At 39.3% G+C, this 25,393-nt stretch carries 21 protein-coding genes and 1 riboswitch; of the genes, 5 read left to right on the top strand and 16 right to left on the bottom strand.

The annotated features are described in order from the left end of the window. Window positions 1-300 precede the first annotated feature (300 nt). Window positions 301-2,430, top strand: a complete 2,130-nt coding sequence (locus H8S07_RS13015) for a SulP family inorganic anion transporter (RefSeq protein ID WP_186856169.1) — start codon at window positions 301-303, stop codon at window positions 2,428-2,430. A 181-nt stretch (window positions 2,431-2,611) separates the two neighbouring features. On the opposite strand, the gene dtd is transcribed toward H8S07_RS13015, so the two are convergent. Further along, window positions 2,612-3,058, bottom strand: coding sequence for a D-aminoacyl-tRNA deacylase (dtd, locus tag H8S07_RS13010; RefSeq protein ID WP_117538078.1), 447 nt, complete (start codon window positions 3,056-3,058; stop codon window positions 2,612-2,614). 63 nt (window positions 3,059-3,121) lie between these two features. Beyond that, on the bottom strand, window positions 3,122-4,018 hold the full coding sequence (locus H8S07_RS13005; RefSeq protein ID WP_186856168.1) for a DMT family transporter: 897 nt from the start codon (window positions 4,016-4,018) through the stop codon (window positions 3,122-3,124). A gap of 183 nt (window positions 4,019-4,201) precedes the next feature. On the opposite strand from H8S07_RS13005, the gene H8S07_RS13000 reads away from it, so the two are divergent. After that, window positions 4,202-4,546, top strand: a complete 345-nt coding sequence (locus tag H8S07_RS13000) for a hypothetical protein (RefSeq protein WP_118288575.1) — start codon at window positions 4,202-4,204, stop codon at window positions 4,544-4,546. A 134-nt stretch (window positions 4,547-4,680) separates the two neighbouring features. Here the strand turns inward: H8S07_RS13000 and H8S07_RS12995 are convergent, their stop codons facing one another. From H8S07_RS12995 to H8S07_RS12935, 13 genes are all read right to left on the bottom strand, one after another. After that, entirely contained in the window at window positions 4,681-5,139 is a 459-nt protein-coding gene (locus tag H8S07_RS12995) for a low molecular weight protein-tyrosine-phosphatase (RefSeq protein WP_186856167.1), read from the bottom strand. A gap of 250 nt (window positions 5,140-5,389) precedes the next feature. Then, complete coding sequence (locus tag H8S07_RS12990; protein ID WP_243176032.1) at window positions 5,390-6,925, bottom strand: ATP-grasp domain-containing protein; 1,536 nt, start codon at window positions 6,923-6,925, stop codon at window positions 5,390-5,392. 58 nt (window positions 6,926-6,983) lie between these two features. Further along, entirely contained in the window at window positions 6,984-7,307 is a 324-nt protein-coding gene (locus H8S07_RS12985; RefSeq protein WP_186856166.1) for a hypothetical protein, read from the bottom strand. 276 nt (window positions 7,308-7,583) lie between these two features. Beyond that, the gene (gene glsA / locus H8S07_RS12980) at window positions 7,584-8,534 is read right to left on the bottom strand and encodes a glutaminase A (RefSeq protein WP_186856165.1); all 951 of its coding nucleotides are present in this window, start codon (window positions 8,532-8,534) and stop codon (window positions 7,584-7,586) included. A 312-nt stretch (window positions 8,535-8,846) separates the two neighbouring features. After that, window positions 8,847-10,022: an ATP-binding protein gene (locus tag H8S07_RS12975; protein WP_279287688.1), complete on the bottom strand. Its 1,176-nt coding sequence runs from the start codon at window positions 10,020-10,022 to the stop codon at window positions 8,847-8,849. A 126-nt stretch (window positions 10,023-10,148) separates the two neighbouring features. Beyond that, on the bottom strand, window positions 10,149-10,451 hold the full coding sequence (locus H8S07_RS12970; protein ID WP_186856164.1) for a hypothetical protein: 303 nt from the start codon (window positions 10,449-10,451) through the stop codon (window positions 10,149-10,151). After that, a complete protein-coding gene (locus H8S07_RS12965) occupies window positions 10,426-13,632 on the bottom strand; it encodes a hybrid sensor histidine kinase/response regulator (protein ID WP_186856163.1) in 3,207 nt (1,068 codons plus the stop codon). Before H8S07_RS12965 ends, H8S07_RS12970 begins: the two co-directional genes overlap by 26 nt. Before the next feature lie 227 nt (window positions 13,633-13,859). Continuing rightward, window positions 13,860-13,950: riboswitch (cyclic di-GMP riboswitch) on the bottom strand. Between the two features lie 42 nt (window positions 13,951-13,992). Continuing rightward, window positions 13,993-14,259 carry a hypothetical protein gene (locus tag H8S07_RS12960; protein WP_186856162.1) on the bottom strand — a complete coding sequence of 89 codons (267 nt, stop codon included), beginning with the start codon at window positions 14,257-14,259 and terminating at the stop codon, window positions 13,993-13,995. 126 nt (window positions 14,260-14,385) lie between these two features. After that, the gene (locus tag H8S07_RS12955) at window positions 14,386-14,910 is read right to left on the bottom strand and encodes an AAA family ATPase (protein ID WP_186856161.1); all 525 of its coding nucleotides are present in this window, start codon (window positions 14,908-14,910) and stop codon (window positions 14,386-14,388) included. 174 nt (window positions 14,911-15,084) lie between these two features. Continuing rightward, on the bottom strand, window positions 15,085-17,040 hold the full coding sequence (locus H8S07_RS12950) for a beta-galactosidase (protein ID WP_186856160.1): 1,956 nt from the start codon (window positions 17,038-17,040) through the stop codon (window positions 15,085-15,087). A gap of 344 nt (window positions 17,041-17,384) precedes the next feature. Further along, window positions 17,385-18,446: a LacI family DNA-binding transcriptional regulator gene (locus tag H8S07_RS14790; protein ID WP_186856159.1), complete on the bottom strand. Its 1,062-nt coding sequence runs from the start codon at window positions 18,444-18,446 to the stop codon at window positions 17,385-17,387. A 441-nt stretch (window positions 18,447-18,887) separates the two neighbouring features. After that, window positions 18,888-19,295, bottom strand: a complete 408-nt coding sequence (locus H8S07_RS12940; RefSeq protein ID WP_243176030.1) for an AAA family ATPase — start codon at window positions 19,293-19,295, stop codon at window positions 18,888-18,890. 56 nt (window positions 19,296-19,351) lie between these two features. After that, window positions 19,352-19,789 carry a hypothetical protein gene (locus H8S07_RS12935; protein ID WP_147366248.1) on the bottom strand — a complete coding sequence of 146 codons (438 nt, stop codon included), beginning with the start codon at window positions 19,787-19,789 and terminating at the stop codon, window positions 19,352-19,354. A 223-nt stretch (window positions 19,790-20,012) separates the two neighbouring features. Between H8S07_RS12935 and H8S07_RS12930 the strand changes: the two genes are divergently transcribed. The 3 genes from H8S07_RS12930 to H8S07_RS12920 all read left to right on the top strand — a co-directional run bounded on the left by H8S07_RS12930 (window position 20,013) and on the right by H8S07_RS12920 (window position 24,552). Beyond that, entirely contained in the window at window positions 20,013-21,284 is a 1,272-nt protein-coding gene (locus H8S07_RS12930; protein WP_117538048.1) for a substrate-binding domain-containing protein, read from the top strand. Between the two features lie 88 nt (window positions 21,285-21,372). Further along, window positions 21,373-22,881, top strand: coding sequence for a sugar ABC transporter ATP-binding protein (locus H8S07_RS12925; RefSeq protein ID WP_118661261.1), 1,509 nt, complete (start codon window positions 21,373-21,375; stop codon window positions 22,879-22,881). Between the two features lie 18 nt (window positions 22,882-22,899). Then, window positions 22,900-24,552 carry a galactose/methyl galactoside ABC transporter permease MglC gene (locus H8S07_RS12920; protein WP_117538046.1) on the top strand — a complete coding sequence of 551 codons (1,653 nt, stop codon included), beginning with the start codon at window positions 22,900-22,902 and terminating at the stop codon, window positions 24,550-24,552. A gap of 202 nt (window positions 24,553-24,754) precedes the next feature. Here H8S07_RS12920 and H8S07_RS12915 read toward each other — a convergent pair whose 3' ends face one another. Next, window positions 24,755-25,345, bottom strand: a complete 591-nt coding sequence (locus H8S07_RS12915) for a DUF6553 family protein (protein WP_118520333.1) — start codon at window positions 25,343-25,345, stop codon at window positions 24,755-24,757. Window positions 25,346-25,393 lie beyond the last annotated feature (48 nt).

Here is a 25,393-nt window from a genome sequence, read left to right as displayed (position 1 = left end):
TCCGTGTGACATCTACGCTTCTCAGGTGTGTCTCACGCGACAGCTATAATAGATTATCATAATTTCAACTCTTTGTCAATAATTATTTTAATCTTTTTTGCAACTCATTTCTGAGTTATTCTGCTCTCTTGCGACAGCCTATCTAATATATCACAGTATAAATTTTCCTGTCAACAACTTTTTCTAATTTTCTTTTGATTGTTCTTTTCTTTTTATACTGTTATAATTTCAATGAAAACAAAAAGCAAAGATTGAAACCTACATATATTTTCACTATTATTTCTATTGGAGGTCTTCATTATGAAAATACATATTTTATCTACATTAAGAAATTATGACAAAAATTATTTAAAACAGGATATTTTCTCCGGAATTATCATTGCTGCTGTATCTATTCCTATTTCTATGGGTTATGCACAGATTTCAGGGCTGCCCGCGGTATATGGTTTATACGGTTCTGTTTTACCTATTTTATTATTTGCAATTTTTTCCACTTCACGCCAGTTTATTTTCGGTGTGGATGCTGCACCTGCTGCCCTCGCCGGAAGCGCTCTCCTTACACTTGGCATCACTCCGGGTTCCAGAGAAGCTCTAAACTATGTTTCGGCACTGGCACTATTTACAGGGTTGTGGCTGCTCTTTTTTTATTTTATCCGGGCAGACCGAATGGTCGGTTTCATCTCTACGCCTGTCATGGGTGGATTTATCAGCGGTATCGCTTTGACGATTATTTTAATGCAAATACCAAAGCTTATGGGAAGTTCCGCGGGATCCGGTGAAATTATCGAGCTGGCTGAATATATTTATTCCGCTGCAAAAAACATTCACTGGCTTTCCTTATTATTAGGAATTATTACTTTGCTTGTCATAAGACTTTGCAAAAAAATCATTCCGAAATTTCCGATTGCTATTTTGATTATGTTTCTCGCAGTTTTATGTACTATTTTCCTGCATATTGATACATATGGTGTGCAGTTACTCGCCTCCGTAAACCGTGGACTTCCGGCTCTTACTTTTCCGGATTTCAGTCAGATTGACCTTACACAGGCTGCCGGGCGTGGACTCATGATCTCACTTGTCGTAATGGCTGAAACTTTACTTGCTGAAAATAATTTTGCTTTCCGGAATGGCTATCCGCTGGAAGACCGTCAGGAAATTCTGGCATGTGCTGCCGGTAATATTGCTTCCGCTATTGTTGGCTCCTGCCCTGTAAATGGAAGTATTTCCCGTACATCAATGAACGAACAATATAGTGGACATTCACAGGTTGTTTCTATTACAGCCGGTATAACAATGACATTTTTACTTTTGTTTTTTACAGGATTTATTGGATTTCTTCCTGTTCCTATTCTGACCGCTATTGTTATTTCTGCATTAATGGATGTCGTTGAAATTCATTTATGTATTCGGCTCTTTCACCAGAGCAAACAGGAATTTCATATATTTATGGCTGCCTGCATCAGTGTATTATGCCTGGGTACTATTTATGGCGTATTGATCGGTGTACTGCTTTCCTTCTTCGCTGTCATCACAAAAGCCGCGAATCCAAACCGTTTTTTCCTTGGTATTATACCTGGCAAAGAAGGCTATCATGATCTGAGCAGAAACATACATGCCTATCCAATAAAAGGAGTTCTTCTGTATCGTTTCAACGAAAATCTCTTTTTTGCAAATATTAATGTACTTCAGTCAGATCTGGAAAATGCAATTAAAGAAGACACGAAAGTCATTATTATCGATGCACGCGCAGTTAACAGCATGGATATCACTGCTGCCGATCATCTGGAAGAACTGACGGCAAGTTTTTCAAAGAAAAATATAAAATTCTATATTACAGAGCATACAGAACAACTGAATCTGCAGATGCGCCAGCTCGGAATAGAACATCTGATCCGTGAAGGTCATGTACGAAGGACAATTCTTGCGGCACTTCATGATGCAGAAATCCTGCCGCCATATACACTGGATGTTCCGGAAGAAGAGCGTGAATTCGTTACACGTCGTCTTAGCTTTCTTCCTGCCGAAGAAGAAAATACACTGGAAGAATTTGCCTGGGCTTACGGTGATCAGGTTGTTGAGGAAATCGAGCATGAGGTTCATCATATTTTAAATCATATTCACGGTTTGAAAGATATTGAAGAAATTATTGAAAACGGTCTGGAAGATCATCTGGAAAGCTGGCATTCACTTGGAGCTTTTGATGAAGACGAAATCTTACGCCGTATTGAACTGCATGTAGATGAAATGCCAAAGAGTCTTGCTGACAATAAACATCTCATTTACCAGCTGATTGAAAAGCGAAGACGTATACTGAAAGACAAAATATTACGTGAGCATCCGGAAATTTTTGAAAAACTGGAAAAGCATCGTAAAAAGCTGGAAGAACGTCTGGAACACCAGAGAAAACATCTTGACAAATCAGACTCTTAGATTCGGTCTCGCAAAAGCTCAGAATACAATAAACTTTTACTCTCATAGTTACCCGCATGGCCCGCCACTGGCAACTTTTTCCATATACTATGGCAATCAAAATGAGCGCCTGCAGTATTATACATTTGCAGACGCTCATTTTCCATTAATGATATCTTTATTTTTTATATTTGCCTGAATCTTAAAGTGTATCTGAATCCAAAACTATCGTAAACGGTCCGTCATTTACCAGACTTACTTTCATATCTGCTCCAAACTGTCCGCGCTCTACAACCGGTACCTGTTCTTTGCATTTCTCAACAATGTACTCATACATATCCGATGCCATATCCGGTGCACCCGCTTCGATGAAGCTTGGACGGTTTCCTCTCTTACAGTTTGCATATAACGTAAACTGAGAAATCAGAAGGAGCTCTCCGTCTACGCTTTCCAGAGAAAGATTCGTTTTGCCCTGTTCATCCTCAAAAATGCGCAGTCCAAGCATTTTTTTCACCATCTTATCTGCTACTTCTTTTGTATCGGAATCGCTGACACCGATCAGTACCATGAACCCTTTTCCAATCTTGCCCAGACTCTCACCGTCTACCTTTACTTCACTTTCTAATACTCTCTGAATTACAAATCTCATGTTTTCTTTCCTTTCTATGTTAAATAGTTTCTATACTCTTACAAAGCACCAGTTACTGTATTTTTAGTTTGTATCTGCACTGCTCTTTTTGTCTGGAATCTGCGCCAGAATGATTGCCGCAAACATCATAATACATCCTATTGTCTCTCTTGCCGATAACCGCTCTCCCAAAATTACCCAGCCAGATAATACAGAAAAGCAGGATTCCAAACTTAAAATCAGCGATGCAATCGCCGGATTAACATTCTTCTGTCCAAGGATCTGCAAAGTATATGCAATTCCGCAGGAAAATACCCCGGCATAAATCAACGGGAACCAGCTTGTCATCATATTTCCCATCTTTGGACTTTCTAATATCAACATAAATGGAATGGATACAATACCAGCGACCAAGAACTGTATACATGATAATTTTACTCCATCTACTTTTGGTGCATAATGATCTACAACTAATATGTGAACCGAGAAGATCAATGCACATAAAAACACGTAAATATCTCCAACTCCAATGGTAAATGTCTCTGTAATACACAAGAAATAAAGTCCTGCCAGTGCTATTGCAACGGCTGTCCATACTTTCCATCCTATATTTTTATGAAGGAAAATGCCAAATACCGGAACAAGTACAATATAAAAGGCTGTGATAAATCCGGCCTTACCAGCTGCTGTATATACCAGCCCGATTTGTTGCAGACTGCTTGCTGCAAACAGTAAAATACCGCAGGCAATTCCGCCCTTAATTAAATCTCTTTTTGCATTTTTATCATTTACCTTATTCTCTTTTTCTTTTCCACGATTAAAGAACCAGATACACGGTAGCAATGCAATTGCTCCGATCAAGCATCTTACACCGTTAAATGTAAATGGTTCCAAATAGTCCATTCCCACACTTTGTGCAACAAATGCAGTTCCCCATATAAATGCTGTCAGCAACAACATACATGCATTTTTCGGTCTCATCTTATATCCTCCCTCAAAAAATCTCTGCGAATTTTTATTATAGCATATTTATTCGCGTAAGTGTATAAAAATGTATTATCGACTCATATCTATAAATGCGATACATTATTGATTTTTCGCAAGAATGTTGCATTTTCCATCTACATTTGTTACGGTATAATCAATTAAAAAGGAGGTTCTATTATGTTATTAGAAGAATTTTTACAGCAACCGGGATTTATATATGAAATCAATGGAAAATACTATTTTCTTGGAAAATGGATTTGTAAAGAATGTACGGAATTAGATGCTACCGATAGCGTATCTATGTATCAGATGTGCCGGAACCAGCAAGAAGAAAAAGAAACAAACATGTATTTCCAGAAAATCCGCGCATATAGCGACTTCGCTCTGGAAGTTCCATATAATCCAGAAAAAATTAAATCTGACATGCAGGCTATTCTTGAAACTCTTTCTGATGAAAACACTGCCGCTCTTTCTGAACAGCTCGCCGGATTCAAGAAAGATCTTGCTAAATATTGTGAATAATATGTAATATTATCGCAGCAGATCCAGTGCATTCCTTAAGGACATCACACAAGGGTCTGCTGCGATTATTGTTTTCAAGCATACACCTTCCCGGTCAATCACACCAATCGAAAGCACTGCTTTTTCAAGCACTCTTATCGATTCACAAGCCATGCAAGAAGAGCTTCGCATCCTTCTCTCACATCACGATAAGTCGCATCAAAATTTCCTGTGTACCATGGATCGGCAATATCCTCACCCTTCCGGTCTGTAAAATCCAGTAATTTATAAATTTTCTGTTCCGGATCATCTCCGACAATTCGTAACATGTTGCGGATATTCCAGCTTTCCATTCCTATCAGATAATCAAATTCATCGTAATCTCTTCTTGTCATCTGGCGTGCACGGTGATCCCCGCAAGGGATGCCAACTTCTTTTAATTTCTTTCTTGTACCACGGTGTACACCATTACCAATCTCCTCCCGGCTGGTCGCCGCAGAATCAATGTAGAAGTCGGCAGAAAGCTCTGCCTGCTCTACTAAATATTTCATAACGTATTCTGCCATGGTTGAACGGCAGATATTGCCGTGGCAGATGAATAATACTTTTATCATTGTTGCATAACCTCGCATTTCTTAGTTTTTCTTGGTTTTTCGGGCTTTGTAAGCCTTTGTAAATTTTTGCTTTCTGGCATAACCTGGTTTATTTTCGCATAATATCGTCCGCAAAAGGTGTAAAATAAGGTGTATGTTTTTATCGGAAAATTGGTTTTATAGAAGGCTGTGTAGATTCTGATTTGCTAATACTTGGACACTTTATCTCTGTTCTAACACATACAAAAGCACTATCTTACAGCCACATTATTTATTCTAACTTAATCCACCATCTGCCTCCATCTTTATAGCCATACTTCTTCATAAAGCTTTCAAGCTGTTTGACAGTTCCAGAATTGAGCTGACGTTCTGCAAGAAGTCTCTCTTCCTTTGCTGCAACCATGATCTTTTTGTCGAGCAAATCCATCATTTCACCCCAAGCTTCCACAATTTCTTTTACTCTGATATACTCTTCGGATTCTTCTTCATAATCATACAGAGCATCTTCAATATACCAGAATTTATTGTGTACCTGTACATAAACATCAACCAGTTCTTGAGTACTACTGATGCTTGCAATATCTAATTGCATTTGCTCAACTGACTTATCCGGCATTGGATCTCCAATCAATATTGCAGTTCCGTCTGTAAAAAACTCTTTAGCCGAAATACGTTCTTCTTGTTCAAATGATTGATAAAAATCTTTTGTTTCGATTTGCTGCAATCCAGAAACTTGACCATCACCAAATTCCATGATCATCAGCTCTCCGTCATCTTTCCGTGCTATATCAATTGTTACAAAGTTGCTTCTAACTTTTTTTGCGATGCATTCTATCCAACTAATTTCAACGTCGGATAATCTTATATCCTCTTTTTCCGTCCAGTAGTTATCCATTATCAGAATTTTTCCAGCGTAAACGAATATTCTATATTCTTCTGATATAGGCATTCCACTTCTTTCATGAAATCCAATTTGATGTAAGTCCATAAATTTTCGTAGAACAATTCCGCCTACCAATGAATCACCTTGACGTTCTACAAAATTTCTTATTACTCTTGTTGTATTCGCAATATCCGAAATATTTTTTATAAAACATGCATCATACCATTCATGTTTTCTGCTCTTAACATAGTCTTTTACAATATAAGGACCATTTAATTGTTTAGCCTTCAACAATATATTTTCAATATTTCCCTCAGTCTCCCATACTGACTGCGCAGTTTCTTCTGCAAAGTCATCATGCCATCCAGGTAACGTGTGATACCTCTCATATTCCTCTGGAGTATTAATCAGATAAATTCCTTTCTGTTCCAGTAACTTATAGAAATCCGAATACATTTCCGGCTTCATCATCCAACCACGATAAATTGTAAGACCAGATATCTCTTCTCCAAACAATGACAGCTTACCGCTTTCCATGTCTTCATAGCTGAATAATGCACAAGAGTGATGTAACCCAGCCTCTTGATACTCATCTTCATAGTCTTCATCAACTTTTCTTTGATACAGCGGATGATTACAAAAAATGAAATTAATCTCCTTCAGATTTTTAACAAGTACATTTCCAAAGGGATCCACGCTGTCTATTTGCTTAAGCATTAATCCAAGAGGCATATCTTCAAAAGTCTTTCCTTCCGGTATCTTTCTTCTAAACATTTCGATTCCACTAACTTCAAATCTATTTCCCCTAAGATCAGACAGAAGATCTCCCATGCGAACATTTGCACCTTTACTGATTTTTACTGTATAAATAACGCCATGGCCTGTTATTTTAAATCGATCTATTATTCTTAATACATCACCCATAATATATAAAATGCTTATCCGATTAGCATAAAGCTAATCTTTCACATTTACCACACCTCTACATTTCTTCTATCTTGTATTTTTTCTTTAGACGCTTGCTCATATGATGCCATGCCCATGAATCAGCTCCATGAAGTCTAAACAATGTCGCTGCTATTTCATCATCATTTCTAAGTTTAGATGAATAGTATTCTGTATTTGGAAAATCCTCTTGTAAATCAAGCATTGCCAATTCCTTGTTACCTCGCAACCTTGCACTCATATACTCATAAATCGTATTGAGATTTCCAACCTGTTCCATACAAAGCTTTGTCAATTCAAAATCATCTCGATAAGATTTATCAACATAGACAAAATTCCATCTTTCTACTTTACACGCCAATGGTGCGATTCCTACCGGGGACAGCAGACCAAGCAACTATTTTAAGAACAAACCGACTTCAAAAGATATCCTTATTCAGATTTTCCATACGAAAAAAGGAAAAGTCGTTGCAATCAATTTGGGAAAAAATGGATACATGGTAACCATGATTGCCGGAAAAGAACCAACCATTGTTAAAGATGGAAATTGTCTTCCATCCTCTGAAAAATAAGCGGATAAAAGAAAAGCGACACTGCCAAACCACATGCTAAGGGAGTTCTGCAGTATCGTCTTTTTTTATTCTTCTACCTTCCACTCTCTGGTATCAAAGATGTGAAGATGCAGTGCTTCTGAAATATATCCCAACAATTCGCAGCCTGCGATACAGTTTCCTTTTTTATCAAGAGACGGTCCGTAGATCCCGATTCCCATTTTCTTTTTCGATACGCTAAGCAGGCCGCCGCCGACTCCGCTCTTAGTCGGAATTCCTGTTCTTAACGCAAATTCACCTGATCCGTCATACATCCCGCAGGTGAGCATAATGGTCTGTACCATCCGTACAGTCTGAGATGAGATCAGACGTTTTCCGGTAGATAATTGCACTCCGTCATTTGCAAGCAGAAGACCGAACATTGCCAGATCTCTTGCATTTACCGACATGGAACACATCTTTGTATAAAAGGTAACACTATCTTCTACATCGGTATCAATGATCTCCTTACTTTTTAAAAGATAGGCAATCGCCTTATTTCTTGCGCAAGTCGCCATCTCAGACTGAAATACAGCTTCGTCTACTGCAATCTCCGGATCTTCACATACGTCCTGCATATACTTCTGCATATCTTCGATGGAATAGTGGTTTACAAGCAGGCTCGCAACCGTGATTGCTCCAGAATTGATCATCGGATTAAAGGGCCGGTTACTTCGGTTATCCAGTTCTACCAGTGAGTTAAAAGCCTCCCCTGACGGCTCCACACCAACATAATCAAACACAAACTCTGCTCCAAATGTTTCCAGTGCCAGACACAGTGCCATTACTTTGGAAATGGACTGTATCGTAAATCTGTCTTCTGTATTTCCGGTCTCAAATTGATTGCCGTCTATTGTGTAAAGGCAGATTCCCAGTTTATTCTTATCTGCCTTGGCAAGCTCCGGAATATACGATGCAACACTTCCATACCGGATTACACCTTTTCCGATACGGATGGCATTTTCCAGTATTCTCATAACCTCTTCTGATTTCATCATATTCTCCTTTTTCGCTCAGTCATAATCCCCTTACAACTGCTATTTCCTAAGTACTAAGATACATCATTTTCCGGCTTCAATCAACCGCCATTTTTTGCTGAAACCCGACGGAATACGATAGACAAAAAAGTGCCCGCATTGTATATTATTAGTAGTTGGAAACTGGGGAATATGCAAAGGGGAAAACGTATCATGAATCTAATTTCACAATACAAAGGTCTTAGAAAAGAAAACTATGTCTTATGCTTCGGACGCTTTGTGACGACCATGGGGGCAATGGTCCGTCCGATGCTGACAGTGATCTGTTCTCAATCACTTAATGATATATTTTGTTCCTCTGCCTTTTCCTTCAACTGCAATCACACCCTTTTTCTCCATAGCTTTCAGTAATTGTGTTGTTTTTGATTTGCCAAATGGGACATATGGTGCAATTTCACTTATTGGTTTCAGCATCGTCTTACTTAATAATTTGTAAATCACTTTTTCGTCTTCGATTAAATTGACATTCGTTTCAAATATCGGTAGTACGATTTTTATAGCATTTTCTGACACTTCAAATTCTGGTTTTATCAAACTCTCTGCATACAGTTGTTTGATTCGTGTAATTCCTGTTCCAAATATCTCTACTAATCCCAGTCTGTAAAATACATTTGCAAGATTTCTATTTCTTAAAATAGATAGTTTACCTGATAAATATTCTTCTGCCGTTATTCCAGCCAGCAATCCACCAGGAGACACTACTTCTATTCTATCATCAAACATAGAAACTCTGATGTGTGAATTAATATCCCATACCCTATGAATCAAAGCATTTGCAATTGCTTCTCTGAAAGCTGCTTCCGGTATTTTCTCTACCATCTTTCTGTCAGCCCCCTGTATTACTTCATATTGGTAATAATCTCTAAATACAGCAAGTGCTTTTTCATATATTTCTAAAAACGATATATGTTCAAACGTTACTCTTTTTTGAATAATACTGATATTCTCACCGAACTTAACAATATCAATTCCTGAAAAATGATTTTTATCTGCCAAAAGTCCCGCTGCATTATTATAACCATTTATATTGTCATATAGGTTCAATGTCTTTAAAGTATCTTGATTGAAAGTTTCAATGTAAATATTTTCTTTCAGTTTACACTGTAAAATTTTAAAAGATAGCTCCTGATCTTTACAAGGTAATTCTTCGAAGCTAATATTTTTTCCATCTAATACAAGCCTTGAAAATTCTAATGTATCTACCTCTATCGTTGCTGTATCATTTCGTTTGTATGCTTTTGATTTATATAAATACGGTTTTTGAAGACCACTTTTTACAGTAAGTTTTATCGTCTGGTCATTATTCTGTATTTCAAGTGTATAGTTTGGTTGAGGTGATATACTGTCATTGATTTTATTTTCGATATCCAAACAGGCCTGTTTTACATCTGGCAATCCTTTCACATTTCCATTATCATCAACCCCAAAAAGAAATGTGCAAAAAATCAATCGTATTTTTTTACGATTGATTTTTTAATTGATTTTGAGTGTAGTATTATTTTTTGACCAACTAAATTATGACAACTTTTTTAATTATTCCGATTCGGTCTTCCAAAGGTATAAATAAGGTGTAAATTATTTGTTTCTATCATAAAAACAAGTTTTTCTTCTGTACGGAATTATACCTGAGCCAATCGTGATTAACATCTCTATTTTTTTATAATCTAACATAAATTCTTCTAAACTTGTTTCTGTGTTATAACTAAAAACAATTTCTATGTATTGTTCTAACTCTAGCTTTTTCTCTATTACTGCACTACCTTTTCCACCTTTACAAATAGGAATATTTCTGTCACAACAAAATCCTCTCTCTATGTTTCCTGTCTGCTTTTCCCATGCATCTGGAAGGCAATTACAGCCAGTTTTCCAGAACATCATTCAACTTATTCATATCCAGCGGTTTCGCGATATGTCCATTCATGCCTGTATTTTTGGCTAACTGTACATCTTCTGCAAAAGCATTGGCAGTCATGGCAACAATAGGCAGTTTTCCCTTTTCACCCGGAAGGCTCCTGATTGCTGCAGTTGCCTCATAACCATTCATGACAGGCATTTGGATATCCATAAAAACAAGATCATACAATCCTTCCGGATAAGCTTCCACTTTTTCAACTGCGATTTTTCCATTTTCTGCTGTTTCCACTTCTGCCCCTGTCATCTGCAAAATTTCACCAGCAATTTCTCTGTTCAACTCATTATCCTCAACCAGCAGAATCCTTTTTCCTGTGTAGTCTGCTTCTGACAGCTTCTCCAGATAATTTCTCGCTGTTTTTTCTTTTCTTCCTGAAGTAAACTGCCGCAGTGTTGCCGTCAGCCGGGAACGGAACAGCGGTTTTGCAATAAAAGCATCTACACCTGCAGCCTTTGCTTCTTCTTCAATTTCGCTGAATTCATAGGATGTCAATACAATGATGGTAATCTCTTTCCCGATCCGTTTCCGGATCTGTCTGGCAGTTTCTATACCATCCATCTCCGGCATCTTCCAGTCTAAAATAACAGCAAAGTAATCATCTTTCAACTCATGCCGTGCATAACAGCGCTCAACCGCTTCCCTGCCAGAGAGAACCCATTCACCCATAATACCGATTTCCTTCAGTGTGGCAACTGTACTTTCACAGCATGTCTTATCATCATCCACTACCAGAACCGGCAGATTCATCAGATTTTTGTCCTGTTCTTTTTCTTTTTCCTGAAGCTCCAGATAAATTGTTACTGTGATTTTAGTTCCCTTGTGCAAGGTACTATCCACTTTAATAGTGCCATTCATCAGGTTCACAATATTTCTGCTGATTGCCATTCCCAGACCAGTTCCCTGGACTCTGGTTGTACGTTGGTCATCCGCGCGGCTGAAAGGATCAAACATGATTTCCTGGAATTCCGGTGACATACCGATCCCATTATCCTCAATCGTAAATTCATAGCATCCAAGTTCTGAAAATCCATTTGGCTTTTCCTCTATGGAAAAAATAATATTTCCACCATCCGTTGTATACTTAATCGCATTACTCATCAGATTCACAAATACCTGCTGAATCCTCAAGCTGTCACCACAGACAGCCTCATGTTCAATATGATTGATGTGTATATCAAAATTATGTTTATGTTCATCAAGCACCGGTTTCGTAAGTGTAATAAGATTATCTACCAGCTCTGACAGATTGAAATCTTCCTGTGCCAGTGTCATTTTTCCACTTTCAATACGTGCCATATCCAATACTTCATTAATCAGCCCCAGCAGATGGCGGCTTGATTCTGTGATCTTGCCGAGGCATTCAATGACTCTGTCCTGGCTCTCAACATTTGCCCCTGCGATTGCCGTCAGACCCACAATCGCATTCATTGGTGTCCGGATATCATGGGACATATTGGAAAGGAATTCTGTTTTCGCACGATTTGCATTTTCTGCGGACCGGTAAGCTTCTATCAGTGCCTGACGGGATTCAATCTCTGCTTTCTTTTCCTGTGTCACATCCATGGATGCCAGCAATACCTTTTCCAGCTTTCCATTCTTCCATTCCAAGGGAATATAAGAAGCGATTTTATAAGTCTTTTCATCCAGGCTGCAATACTCAAACTTATAAATATCATTTTCACTTTTCAGTTTTTTCCGGATATTATCCGGGGCTATCAGGATATCTATAGCTTCTAATGGTTCCAGTGTCTTATATTTTTCAAGAACCTGCATCTGAAAATCATGATAAAATCCCAGAGGTTTATATATCATCTGTCCATTCAGGTTGTAGAATTCATATCTGTCATTTTCCAGATCACAGACAACAAAACGGTCAACCAGACGCACAATGCTCTGGATCAGCTGCTCCATGGAAGCATTGTCCGCTGCCATCTGCAGATGCCGTGCGCTCTCTACCTTAGCCTCCGTGATATCACGCAGAAAGATCATGGCATATTCTGAATCCTCTATCTCGCCACGTATAATCACATTGCGGACCCATCGTTCTTCTCCATCCAGAGTGATTCGGCACTCTAAAGATAATTCTGTTTCCAGACCTTTCAGTTTTTCTGCAATATAACCACGGTCATAAAAAGCAGCTACCGCTTTCTTATCTGTTCCCACAACATAGGAATCCACAAAATGCCGGATCAGTTCATCCCATGTACGACTCTGTTCAAAAACTGTCATCAGGGACGGTTCAACCTTAAAGGTATCAAAAGTATTCGCTTCCAGATTTACATAATACTCGCACAGATCTGTTTTCGTAAAAGCCCGGTGGAAAGCAGCAGATTTTTGTGCCTGCATGGTTTCTTTTTTCTCCCTATCAATGTTAATAAAAATCCCGGCAATCCTGCTGGCAGAACCATCCAGACGGCGTATTACTTCTGCAGATGCCCGAAACCACTGGTATTGATTATCCTTCATTCTCATACGATACTCTACCTGGTATTTTATCTGGTTCGTCTTATCCTTAATTGCCGCCTGAAGCTGCACCATTACTCTTTCTTTATCCTGTGGATGCAGAAGATCTGACCAGGATTCCAGTTTATTCGGAAAGTCCAGAGTGTCATGATAGCCAAGCATTTTTCGGAATTCATGACTCCAGTTTGCATACACAATCTCACTGTTTTCGTCACAGTCAAAATACCAGAAGCCGGAATAGATAGCCTCATTGAGCAGTGCCAAATTTACATGATCCCAGTTGACCTGTACGGACATAACCCAGATCTGTCTGCCCGCCTCATCTGTCGCATCCTCTTTACAAAGCCATACATTATTCACTGTACCGTCTGCTGCAAGGATCTGTGCTTCCCCTGTTCCGTGAAGCTGCAAAAAACGGTCTCGCTCCAGTTTATCTTCCTCGTCATAAAAGAAGTTTTTCAATGAGCCTTTTGTATGTTCCATGAAAGTATCGAATGTATATCCTGTACTATGCAACAGCAGATTATCCACAGACAAAATAGACAGGTTTTGGTCATAAGATCCTGTCATTATACCTACCCCGCCATTATTTTCCAGTGTTTTCTGTACGGCCTGTGACATGGCCTGTGTCTGCCCTGTTACAGTCTCACCTAATGAATATATTTTGTCTTCATAATTTTTCATTTTATAAAAGTCCTCTCTCCGTCTTATGCCTTCTTCATCCTGCTTTTATCTGTATACAGAGAACCTATCCCTGCCAGTTTTCGTACCCATTTTGGCATATAAAAAGGATACTTGCCCAAATATGCCCGTATCCCTACTACATTTCTTTAGAATCACTCATCGATATAGTATATAAGTTATCGAGATTTCTTCCGCTTTCACATCTTTTCCATATATGATATAGAAACAGTTGCAACCGGCAGACCTGGTCAAACTTTCTGACTTTAGCCTCTTCTGGCTTTGCGTCCCAGACTTTCATCTGGTTTGTCGTTTTCCTTATTATAGCCTTTAAACTTATGCAATAAAACCGGATTTATTATACTATAGTGCTCTGCTGTACACAAGAAAAACATTACCATTTTTACGTTCAAAAACAAAAAAGAACAGCCGATACATATACTCGAACCGTTCTTGTCTCTCCTTCACGCCTTTTTCTTCCAGACTGCAAAAGCTCTGCAGATACGGCAGTACATGGTTCTGCATATCCGTCAGATCTTCCATATACTTCTGATCGAAAGCATTTACAAATACTGTCCACTCCTCATCAGATAAACGCAGGTACTTCATCGCCAGTAAGATTTGATACAAGCCATTACTTTAATTGTACTGGATATACATTTGTAGTCTTCATCTTCGGTAACGGAAATTCCCCCTCTCGGAATGACAGTACGGGGTAGCAACATTCCTTGCGGTTCCCCCTCGTATTGCCTACCACTAAAGGTGGTCAGGGCTATCAATGGCTGCCCCAACACAATCTTCTTCCTGTAAAATTACTTTTTCTCCTTCGCCACATGGTTCTTGAAAATCGTTATAATGATGCTCTAGTATCTCATTTGTTATTATGAATGGAGAATTAGCATTCAAAGACTGATTCCTTTTATACAATCTTTTTTGTAAGGTTCCTTTACTAGCCTTCATATAAACAAGTTCTGGTGTACCGCCAGCTTTTTCTATAAGCCTTTTATAATACGCTCTATTTGCCTTATTCCAAAAGCTGAAATCAAGGACTACATGTTTTCCTTGTTGAATGAGAGACAGGAGCTCCTTCTGGAGTGCCATTTCCACTATTTCTGAAAGTTTCTCATACTGTTCGTTTGGATAATCAATCCCCTTTCTCCCGTAAGTTTTCCACATTTCCTCATCAATGGACAAGCGAACATAGCCTTCTTTTTCTTTCTGCTTTGCATAAGTTGTTTTCCCGGAACCGCATATTCCACACATCATAATAACTTTAATCATAAAAATCTCCTTGTTTTACTAATCAATACAGCCTTCTACACCAGATTTATTTTGTATCTCTTCAATTGCCATTTCATTATTTTATTTCTATATTACCGATTCATTTTCTCGTCTGTCAGATTTTTCATCTTTTAAACAATACCAAATCCACTGTTCTCTGTAAAAAAATCCTACTTATTTCCGAACTTCTTCCACCTTGCATTCAAACGGCGCCAGTGTCACACCTGCATTTTGTACCTCGCATGCATTGTGGTTCATGGTGATCTTAATCTTTCTATCTTCGCTCTCTCGGTATACGATCTCAACGCCATCAGTTGAATGCTCAGATACGATTCCCTGTTCGTCTACCATTTTCTTGAGAAGCTGTTTTAAAATAGTTTCATCCAATCCGCATCCAAGGTAATATACATATCCATCTTTCTGCTTCTTCTTTGTCACTGCTGCGTAGTCCTTGAAGAATACATCATTGTAGCGGAACAGCACTTCTGCATCTGTCACACTGAGCAGGTCACGGAAAATTCCTCCCTCTCCCTGTGTACAACTGAAATCTTCTTCGCCTGCAAGCGGGAATTCCTGTCCTTCCTGAAGACTTTCAGTCTCTGTCACATAGATTCCTGCAAACTCATCAAAGTCAACTGGAAGTACTTTTTTAAACAACAGATTGTTATTTTCATCTTTTACAAAATCACGGAAAGTCAGAACCAGCGTTCCGCCGTTCTCGGTAAATTCTTTCACCTGCTTCTGGAAATCCGGTTTCGCAATGATCATCTGTGGAAGAATCACGATCTTATAACCAGAAAGAGTACTTCCCGCCGAAATCACATCCACCGGAACATTTGCATCAAAGAATACTTTATGGAACTTCTTCATCTCTGCTTCGCAGTCGAGAAGGAAACTTTGTCTCTGGATACGGAATGCTGCAAGCGAATCATAATCATATACGATTGCAACTTCACTTTTAACCGGTGCGCTCAGTTCTTTTTCGTAATTCTTAATCTCATTAAAGAATCCCTGTACTTCGTGAAACTTTCTACGTTTAACATTATCTGCATCCAAGATTCCATAACAGAACTGCTCTGCCCCTTTTGTTGCACCTCTGTATCGGAAATACATCAGCGATTCGCAACCTCTCGCCATACTCTGATAAGACCAGAGCTTTGCCTGATTCGGGCGTGGAGCAAATCCGGTTACATCATGTCCCTGTGCTCCCATAATCGCTTCTGTGATCCAGAAGTTTTCCCGTTTGAGCCCACGGATATAATCCAGTCCAAATGCAATTTCATTTGCAGGAAGCGGCTCTTTCTGCCCACCCCATACCGGGTAATTGTTGTAAGCTACCACATCCAGATTCTTTGCAACTTCTGAATAATCTACGTGCTTTCCAAGTCCTCCGCCCGGGAAGTCATGCATCACAACCGCATCTGGAATGATTTCCTTAAGAAGCGCTGTCTGGAAGTTTGCAAATTTTACAATGCTTTCGCTGCGGAATCTTTCCCAGTCCAGACGAAGTGCCGGATTGTGTGTGGTTATGGTCTTGGATGGAAGTGGGATCTCATCAAATCCGTTGTATTCCTGTGACCAGAATGTGGTTCCGTAAATTTCGTTCAACTTATCAATATTTCCCTCGAATTTCTGCTCAAGGAATCCCTGGAATGCGCAGCGGCATTTCGGACAGTAGCAGATGTCACTGTCTTCATGTCCCAGCTCATTGTCAATCTGCCATGCCACGATCGCATCTTCATTTTTATAATGCTCAGCCTGTGCGCGAATGATCTTCTCTGAGTACTCATACATCACATCGCTGTTAAAGCAATATACATGGCGTCCACCAAAAGTGCGGACGGTTCCGTCTTCAAACTCTGACAGGATATCCGGATGCTTTTTCACAAGCCATGCCGGAATGGTCGCTGTCGGAGTTCCCATGATCACCTTCAGACCTTTTTCTTTTGCCTTTTCAATTACACGGTCAAAAAAGGAAAAATCATAATTTCCTTCTGTTTTTTCCATCAGATGCCATGCGAACTCTGCGATACGGATCACATTGCATCCAAGCTCACAGATATTTTCCAAATCTTCTTCTAAAAAAGCCTCATCCCACTGTTCCGGATAATAATCAACTCCACGCCACATATTACTGTTCCTTTCTCTTACGAAGTTCGTCACGAATCATTTTATAAGTTTCTCCATCTCTCTACTCCTTATTTAGTAGAATTTTGCTTTCGCTTTTCCATACGTTTTTACGCATTTTCTTTTGTTTTATTGCGTTTATTTTTCGTATCTTGTGAAATGAATATATCAGCGTAAAAATATTTAGTCAATATTTTTACGCAAATTTTTACTTAAAGAAAACTATTTTCATGAAATGTTTACTAAATTGGCTTGTCGTTTTTGTGGAAATTGCCGCATAGAAAATGTAGCCTGACACATTTTCACTTCAAGTGCATTGTGGAGTACCAGCGACATCTCTATCCATTTTATACGCTTCCTCTGTCCACTAGACTGCACGGAACAATAATCTTCTTCGGAAGTGAATTCTTCTTCCACAGAAGTTCCATACACATCACTGTCGACTCCACGCTTTCTCTCATATATACTTCGACCGAAGAAAGCGGCGGATTAGAAAACTCCGAGAAGCTGGTGTTGTTAAATGTAATGACACCTATTTGTCCCGGAAGCAGAATCTCCCTTTCATGCAACGCCTTTACAAGTCCCGGCGCTACCGCATCACTCGATGCAAAAATCGCGTCCGGATATTCCTCTGGCGTGTGGCTGTCCAGATACTCCAGCACTTTCTGGCAGCTGCTTCTCGAATTCATCTCGCAGTCTATGACCAGACTCTCATCAAACCGATTCTGATTATTCAGTGTATTTTTATAATAGTAATAACGTGGGTCCATCGTCAGCTTCTTGTCGTCACCAAGGGTATCCACACTTCCAAGATATGCAATCCGCTCTTTGCCTTTTGCCTCAAAGCATTGCAGTACTTCACGGATTGCCAGGTGATAATTCGGCACAATACTGTAATACTTCATATCATCCGGTGAAGAATCCAAAAATACGATGTTGTCCGTATATTGATGGAAATCCTGAATTTCCTCCGGACTGAATCTTCCGATTGCAATCAGTCCGTCAATCGGACGGTCATCATTCTTGGTAAATCTTTTCTTCTCATCCCGGTAAAGCATGACAGTCGTCCATTTCTTTTCAAAACATGCTTCATCCAAACGGTTCTTCAGCATAATATAATAGATATCTTCCATCTGCTCCTTCATCTCGAACATCTGCGCAATCCCGATTCTGCGCTCCGGAAGGTTCTGGCTTTCCGTCATCTCTTCTACTGATGCCTTTTTTCCTGCATCTCCCTGACGCTTACTATATCTCTGACTTACCGTCTTATATCCAAGCTCACATGCCACGGTAACTATATTTTCTCTGGTCTCATCTGACACATTTAAGTTCGGATCACCATTCAGAACTCTTGAAACCGTGCTTTGAGAAACCTTTACCTTTTCAGCGATATCTTTTAATGTAGCCACATCATTTACCCCTTTGACTAAAATCTTTACTTAAATAATATCACACTTTCAGGGTTTCCAAAAGATATTTTTACAAACTGCCTGCTACACCGATGTTGCTGTTTGTGATCATATTTTATTATCCTTTTTATCATATTCAATATTTGAATTTCCGACGGATTTCTCTCTTTTTTCTGAGGGACATTCTGAGGGACATTCCGAAGGACATCCTGAGAGACATTGTAATTCAAATTTGGCATCACAACTGTAAACCGATACCGATCTGATCTAAAAGACGGCTTACACTTATATAGTACTAAATGGGGCTATTGCTCCATAAATTGATATGCTCCCTTCTAAATAAACAAGATTTTATTATTTCTCTTGTCTACTTAGAAGGGAGCATATCAGTTGACTGAAAAGCAACAAGAAAGCGGCTTCTTTTTTGTGAATGTCCATTTTTTATATAATCATATTCCATACCATCAGAAAGAATCTGTCTTTGCTGTATTTTTTTATTTCATACAGGATATCCTCACTCTTGATAAATCTGCTGTTTTCAGGGAATCTCCTAAATGCATTGCCAAATTCATCCTCTCCATAACTAAACTGGCACTCTGATGAAAATTTTCCGCAATAGTCCACAATTCCAAAAGAATTACTGGTCGCATACTCTTTCCCTGTTAGCATGAGTTTATTTGCTATGATATTCAAAATAATAGATTTTCCAGAACCATTATTCCCATATAACACGGTGATTGGTGCAAATATGAACGGATCTATGTCTTTTCGATGAAACACATTATATGGATATATATTAGGATTTTTAATGCTTCTGTCACTTAATTTAAAACTGCTGAGATATATCATTAAAAAATACCCCTTCATCTATAAACTTATATTTTTCAAATCAGCAAACCATTCTTTTACCCTTCAGCACAAATTTCATCATAATCTTCATACATAATTCGTATTCCACACTCCTCACTTTCTACATGGTAATGTCCCGCATACCACTCTGTAAAATCTAACCTGTCATAAATCTTCTGTAGCCATTTTTCCGTTGTCTTGTCCACTGCTGATTGAGCAAGCCCTGGAATAAACGCCCACACTGGTTCCGCTTCAATCGGTACTGTATGCGAGAGTACGATATCCACATTCCACTTGGCTTTATCTAACTGCTGTTCCACATATTCTTTTATCACTTCATCCGGCTGTTCTGATTCAAACCATGGTAACCCGTTTCGTATCCTATAATATTTGTCAACGCTGTATGCACCACCGATTGGCATCACTTTCTTTCCATGAAAATTATATATTTCTCCATCTTTTGCGAACAAAATATTCGGATACTGTTCTTCCACTTTTGCGCTACGATATACAGCGAGCTGTAGACGTAAACTTTCTATAATAAATGAAAAAAACGAATAAACAACATGCATAAATTTTTTATTGAAAATCAGAGAAAATTAATACTTAATCCAAAAATATTCTATTTTATTTTCCTCCTTTGGTGATTATACTAAGGTCAGTCATTAAGAAAGACATGTTTTAAAACAAATTTCACAAAACGGGAGGAAAACAACAATGAAAAAAAGAAAAGTAGTTGCATCAATGATGGCAGTAATACTCGCATTATCATTGGCAGGATGTGGATCTTCAGGATCTTCAGGATCTTCAGACTCATCTGACACTAAGGTAGCGAACAAGGACAAACCACTTTGCTGGTTTAACCGTCAGCCATCTAACAGCTCAACAGGAGAGCTTGACAAAGATGCTCTTAGCTTCAACAAAAATACTTACTATGTAGGTTTCGATGCTAACCAGGGAGCTGAACTTCAGGGACAGATGGTTCTTGATTACATCAAAGCTAACATCGACAAGATCGATAGAAACGGTGACGGAGTTATCGGATATGTTCTTGCAATCGGTGATATCGGACACAACGATTCAATCGCTCGTACACGTGGAGTTCGTAAAGCACTCGGAACAGGTATTGAAGAGAAGAAAGAAATCAACTCTAAACCAGCTGGAACAAACGTAGATGGAAAATCTAAAATTGTTAAAGACGCAACACTTGAAGTTAATGGAAAGAAATACACAGTTCGTGAGCTTGCTTCTCAGGAAATGAAGAATGCAGCAGGAGCTACATGGGATGCCGCTACAGCAGGTAACGCTATCGGAACATGGAAAGCTTCTTTCGGAGATAAGATCGACGTAGTTGTTTCTAACAACGATGGTATGGGAATGTCAATGTTCAACGCATGGGCTAAGAAAAACAAAGTACCTACATTCGGATACGATGCAAACAGTGACGCTGTAGCAGCTATCGCAGAAGGATACGGCGGAACAATTTCTCAGCATGCAGACGTTCAGGCGTACCTGACACTGAGAGTTCTTCGTAACGCTCTTGACGGAGTAGACATTAACACAGGTATCGGAACAAAAGATGATGCTGGTAACTGTCTGAAAGAAGGCGAAGATTACAGATATAGCGAAGAAGAGAGATCTTACTACGCATTAAACATTGCTGTAACAGCTGATAACTATAAAGACTTTACAGATTCAACAGTAGTATACAAAAAAGTTGCTAACCAGCTTGATGCTAAGAAGAGCCCAGAAAAGAAAGTATGGCTTAACATCTACAATGCTTCAGATAACTTCTTAAGCTCAACATATCAGCCGCTTCTTGAGAACTACGATGACCTTCTCAATCTGAAAGTTGACTACATCGGTGGAGATGGACAGACAGAGTCTAACATCACAAACCGTCTTGGAAACCCAGACGAGTATGACGCATTTGCAATTAACATGGTTAAAACAGACAATGCATCTTCATACACAGAACTTCTCAAATAATTAAAGTTCGTAAACTGGTAAATGAATGAAACAATAGAGGGGTGTCAGTGATGATACCTCTCTTTCAATAAGAAAAGGAAGCAGAGCTATGACAGAAGATAAGAATAAATACATCTTATCGATTAATGGCATGAGTAAATCATTCGGTAGAAATAAAGTACTGAAGGGTATCAACATGAATGTGAAACCTGGAACCATTATGGGACTTATGGGTGAAAACGGTGCCGGAAAATCGACGATGATGAAATGTCTCTTTGGAACTTATCAGAAAGATGAGGGGACAATAATATTAGATGGCAAAGAAGTAAACTTCTCAGGACCGAAGGATGCACTGGAGAACGGTGTAGCGATGGTACATCAGGAGTTGAACCAGTGTCTTGAAAGAAGCGTTATTGACAATATGTTCCTTGGTCGATATCCAAAGAATTCACTTGGAGTTATCGACGAGGGAAGAATGAAAAAAGAAACAGCACAGTTGTTCAGAAAGCTTGGAATCACAGCAAACCTGACACAGCCTATGAAGAAGATGTCTGTATCTCAGAGACAGATGTGTGAGATTGCAAAAGCAATTTCTTATAATTCTAAGGTAATCGTTTTGGATGAGCCTACATCATCCCTGACAGCACCAGAGGTTGAAAAACTTTTCAAAATGATGCGTCAGCTGAAAGCACAGGGAATTTCCCTGATCTATATTTCACATAAGATGGACGAAATTTTCAATATCTGTGATGAGATCTCCGTACTGCGAGATGGTAGCCTTGTTATGACAAAAGAGAGCAAGAACACAGATATGAACGAATTGATTGCAGCCATGGTTGGTCGTTCTCTGGATAACAGATTCCCGCCTGTTGACAATGAACCGGGAGAAACCATTTTCTCTGTACAAAATCTTTCAACAAAGTATGCACCAAAACTTCAGAATATTTCCTTTGATATCAAAAAAGGAGAAATCTTTGGATTCTATGGTCTGGTTGGAGCCGGACGTACAGAACTTCTGGAAACTATTTTCGGAATACGTACAAGAGCAGAAGGAAATGTATTATACAACGGTAAAGTTATGAACTTTACATCACCTAAGGATGCAATGGACCACGGATTTGCTCTGATCACAGAGGAAAGAAAGGCCAACGGATTGTTCCTGAAAGGCGATATTACATTTAACACTACGATCGCGAACATGAATCATTACAAAAAAGGTATTGCATTATCACATGACAGAATGGTACGTGCAACTGCTGAGGAAATCAAGGTTATGCATACAAAATGTATGGGACCGGATGATATGATCTCAAACCTTTCCGGAGGAAACCAGCAGAAAGCGATCTTCGGAAAATGGCTAGAACGTTCACCACAGGTATTCATGATGGATGACCCGACCAGAGGTATCGATGTTGGTGCAAAATATGAAATTTACGAACTGATCATTAACATGGCAAAACAGGGAAAGACGATTATCGTTGTTTCCTCAGAGATGCCGGAGATCCTTGGTATTACAAACCGTATCGGAGTTATGTCCAACGGACGTCTCGCAGGTATTGTTAATACAAAGGAAACAGATCAGGAAGAATTATTGAGACTCAGTGCGAAGTATTTGTAACAGAGAGGAGTATTAGAAATGGCAGAAAAGAGCTTTATTATCTCGGCTGAAGAAGAAGCGAAACTTCTCCAACCGATTGATGAATATGTAGGTAAGATTCAGAAACAGATTGACGAATTGCGTATCGAAGGTACAGATAAAGTGAATACTTTAAAGAACCAGATCGCAATCGCAAAAGAAGATAAAAACTTAAGCAAAGAAGAGAGTTCTAAGATTATTGCTAACAGCAAGAAAGAGCTTGAAAAAGCAGTTGCTGTTGAAAATAAAAACAAAGCAACGATCAACAAGCTGATTGCTGACGCTGAAGGATATCTCGCTAAACATTATAATAACGACTATTATAATATCGTAGCTAAGAGCTGCGAAACTGAGATGAAGGACGAAGAGAGCAGATACGCTAAGGTTAAAATGAAACTTCAGGAAGAGCACAAGAAAAAAGTTGCAGCTCTGAAAGACTCTGAAGAGATTAAAGCTGAGAAATATGTATTAAAGAATCACCTCTTTGATGCGGAAATGACTCACGAGTCAAGAGTACAGGAAATCAAAGACAGAAAACATGATGCATATATGCACAAATTCCATTTGATCGACCTTCTGAGAATGTCTGAATTTACACTTTCTCAGCAGTATGCACAGAAGATTGAAAACTATAAATATTCTTTCAATGTAGCACAGTTCTTATACAAGAATGGTCTTTACATTGTAATCATTTTAATCTTCATCGCTCTGTGTATCATTACACCAATCGTAAAGAATACACAGTTATTTACAGCAACTAACATTTTGAATATTTTACAGCAGGCTTCACCTCGTATGTTCTTAGCACTTGGTGTTGCAGGACTGATCCTCTTAACAGGTACAGACCTTTCCGTAGGACGTATGGTTGGTATGGGTATGGTAACATCTACAATCATCATGCATAACGGAATCAACACAGGTACAGTATTCGGACATGTATTTGACTTCTCAAAGATGGCTCCGGTACCGAAAGCTTTATTAGCATTAGGCGTTTGTGTAATCCTGACAACTGTATTCTCTATGATCGCTGGATTCTTCATGGCAAGATTTAAGATGCATCCGTTCATTTCTACAATGGCGAACATGCTTATCATCTTCGGTCTTGTAACATACGCAACAAAAGGTGTTTCCTTCGGTGCGATTGATTCAGAGATTCCGAAAATGTTCATTCCACAGGCTGGAAGATTCCCGACAATCGTACTTTGGGCTGTAGCTGCAGTTGCAATCGTATGGTTCATCTGGAACAAAACAACATTTGGTAAAAACCTCTACGCTGTAGGTGGAAACCCGGAAGCAGCAGCAGTTTCTGGTATTTCCGTATTCAAAGTAACAATGGGAGCATTTATCCTTGCTGGTATCCTTTATGGATTTGGTTCATGGCTTGAGTGTAACCGTATGGTTGGTTCAGGTAGTGCAGCTTACGGACAAGGATGGGATATGGATGCCATTGCAGCCTGCGTAGTTGGTGGTGTATCATTTACTGGTGGTATCGGTAAGATTTCCGGAGTTGTAACTGGTGTACTTATCTTCACATCTCTTACATACTCTCTGACAATCCTTGGTATTGATACAAACCTTCAGTTCATCTTCGAAGGTATTATCATCCTCGCAGCCGTAACACTTGACTGTCTGAAATATGTCCAGAAGAAATAATTAAATTGTCCTTCCATTAAGTGGATGTACATAAAGGAAGCTGCCGCCCCGCGATTTCTTAATCGCGGGGCGGCAGCTTCCTTTTTTTTGTGTGCGTAGAGGGCTGATTGGTGTTGTCTTGCGGACACCAGTAACAACCCACAATCACACATCAAAAAACCCCGACCGCACCGGCCGGGGTTTTTCTTGCCCGAAATATATTCTACTTATTCAAAAAATGCTCTCTATTCGGATATTCCTCTCTAAAAGCAAGAAGTGCCGCTTCCTTAAGCAGTGCGAATTCTTTCTCCATACGAAGCATCCGCGGTGCCTTAAAAGCAATAATACTGACCTGCTCTGCAAGCTTCTTTGCAACGCCTTCGTCTGAAAGCTGTCCCATTCCAAATACGAGAGAAGTAAATCCTCTGCCTCCGCGGCTCACTTCAAAGTAACGCTTGAATGCATTCTGAAGTTCCGCCAGAAGTACTTCTTTGTACAGTTCATCCTGTAGTCTTACTGCGGATAACCCCAATGTGGAAAGGATTTTTGCAGCCTGCTTTCTGCGCATGCCACCGATATCGATTGTCGTTGCCTCTGCCATGCCTTTTAATTCCACAAAGCCTCCGACAAATTCATCTTTTCTTGGTCTGCGTTTTCCATAGCGCACAACCCACAATTCTTTCCTGCATGCATTTCTTTTCGCTTCCTCACTCGCCTCCTCACCGGCTGCATCTTCTCCATGCGCCTCCAGCATTTCCATTCGCTTCACCGGATCGGTTTCCTCATAAAACTGTGCTACCCATGTATTGTCCATTTTTCTATCCTTTCGCTCTCTTCTCACGCTATCTCACGCTATCTATAC

Origin of the sequence: Dorea hominis, assembly GCF_014287705.1 — a bacterium.
In the GTDB taxonomy this organism is placed as follows: Bacteria; Bacillota; Clostridia; order Lachnospirales; family Lachnospiraceae; genus Dorea_D; species Dorea_D hominis.
This window is presented reverse-complemented; position numbering and strand designations above follow the sequence as displayed.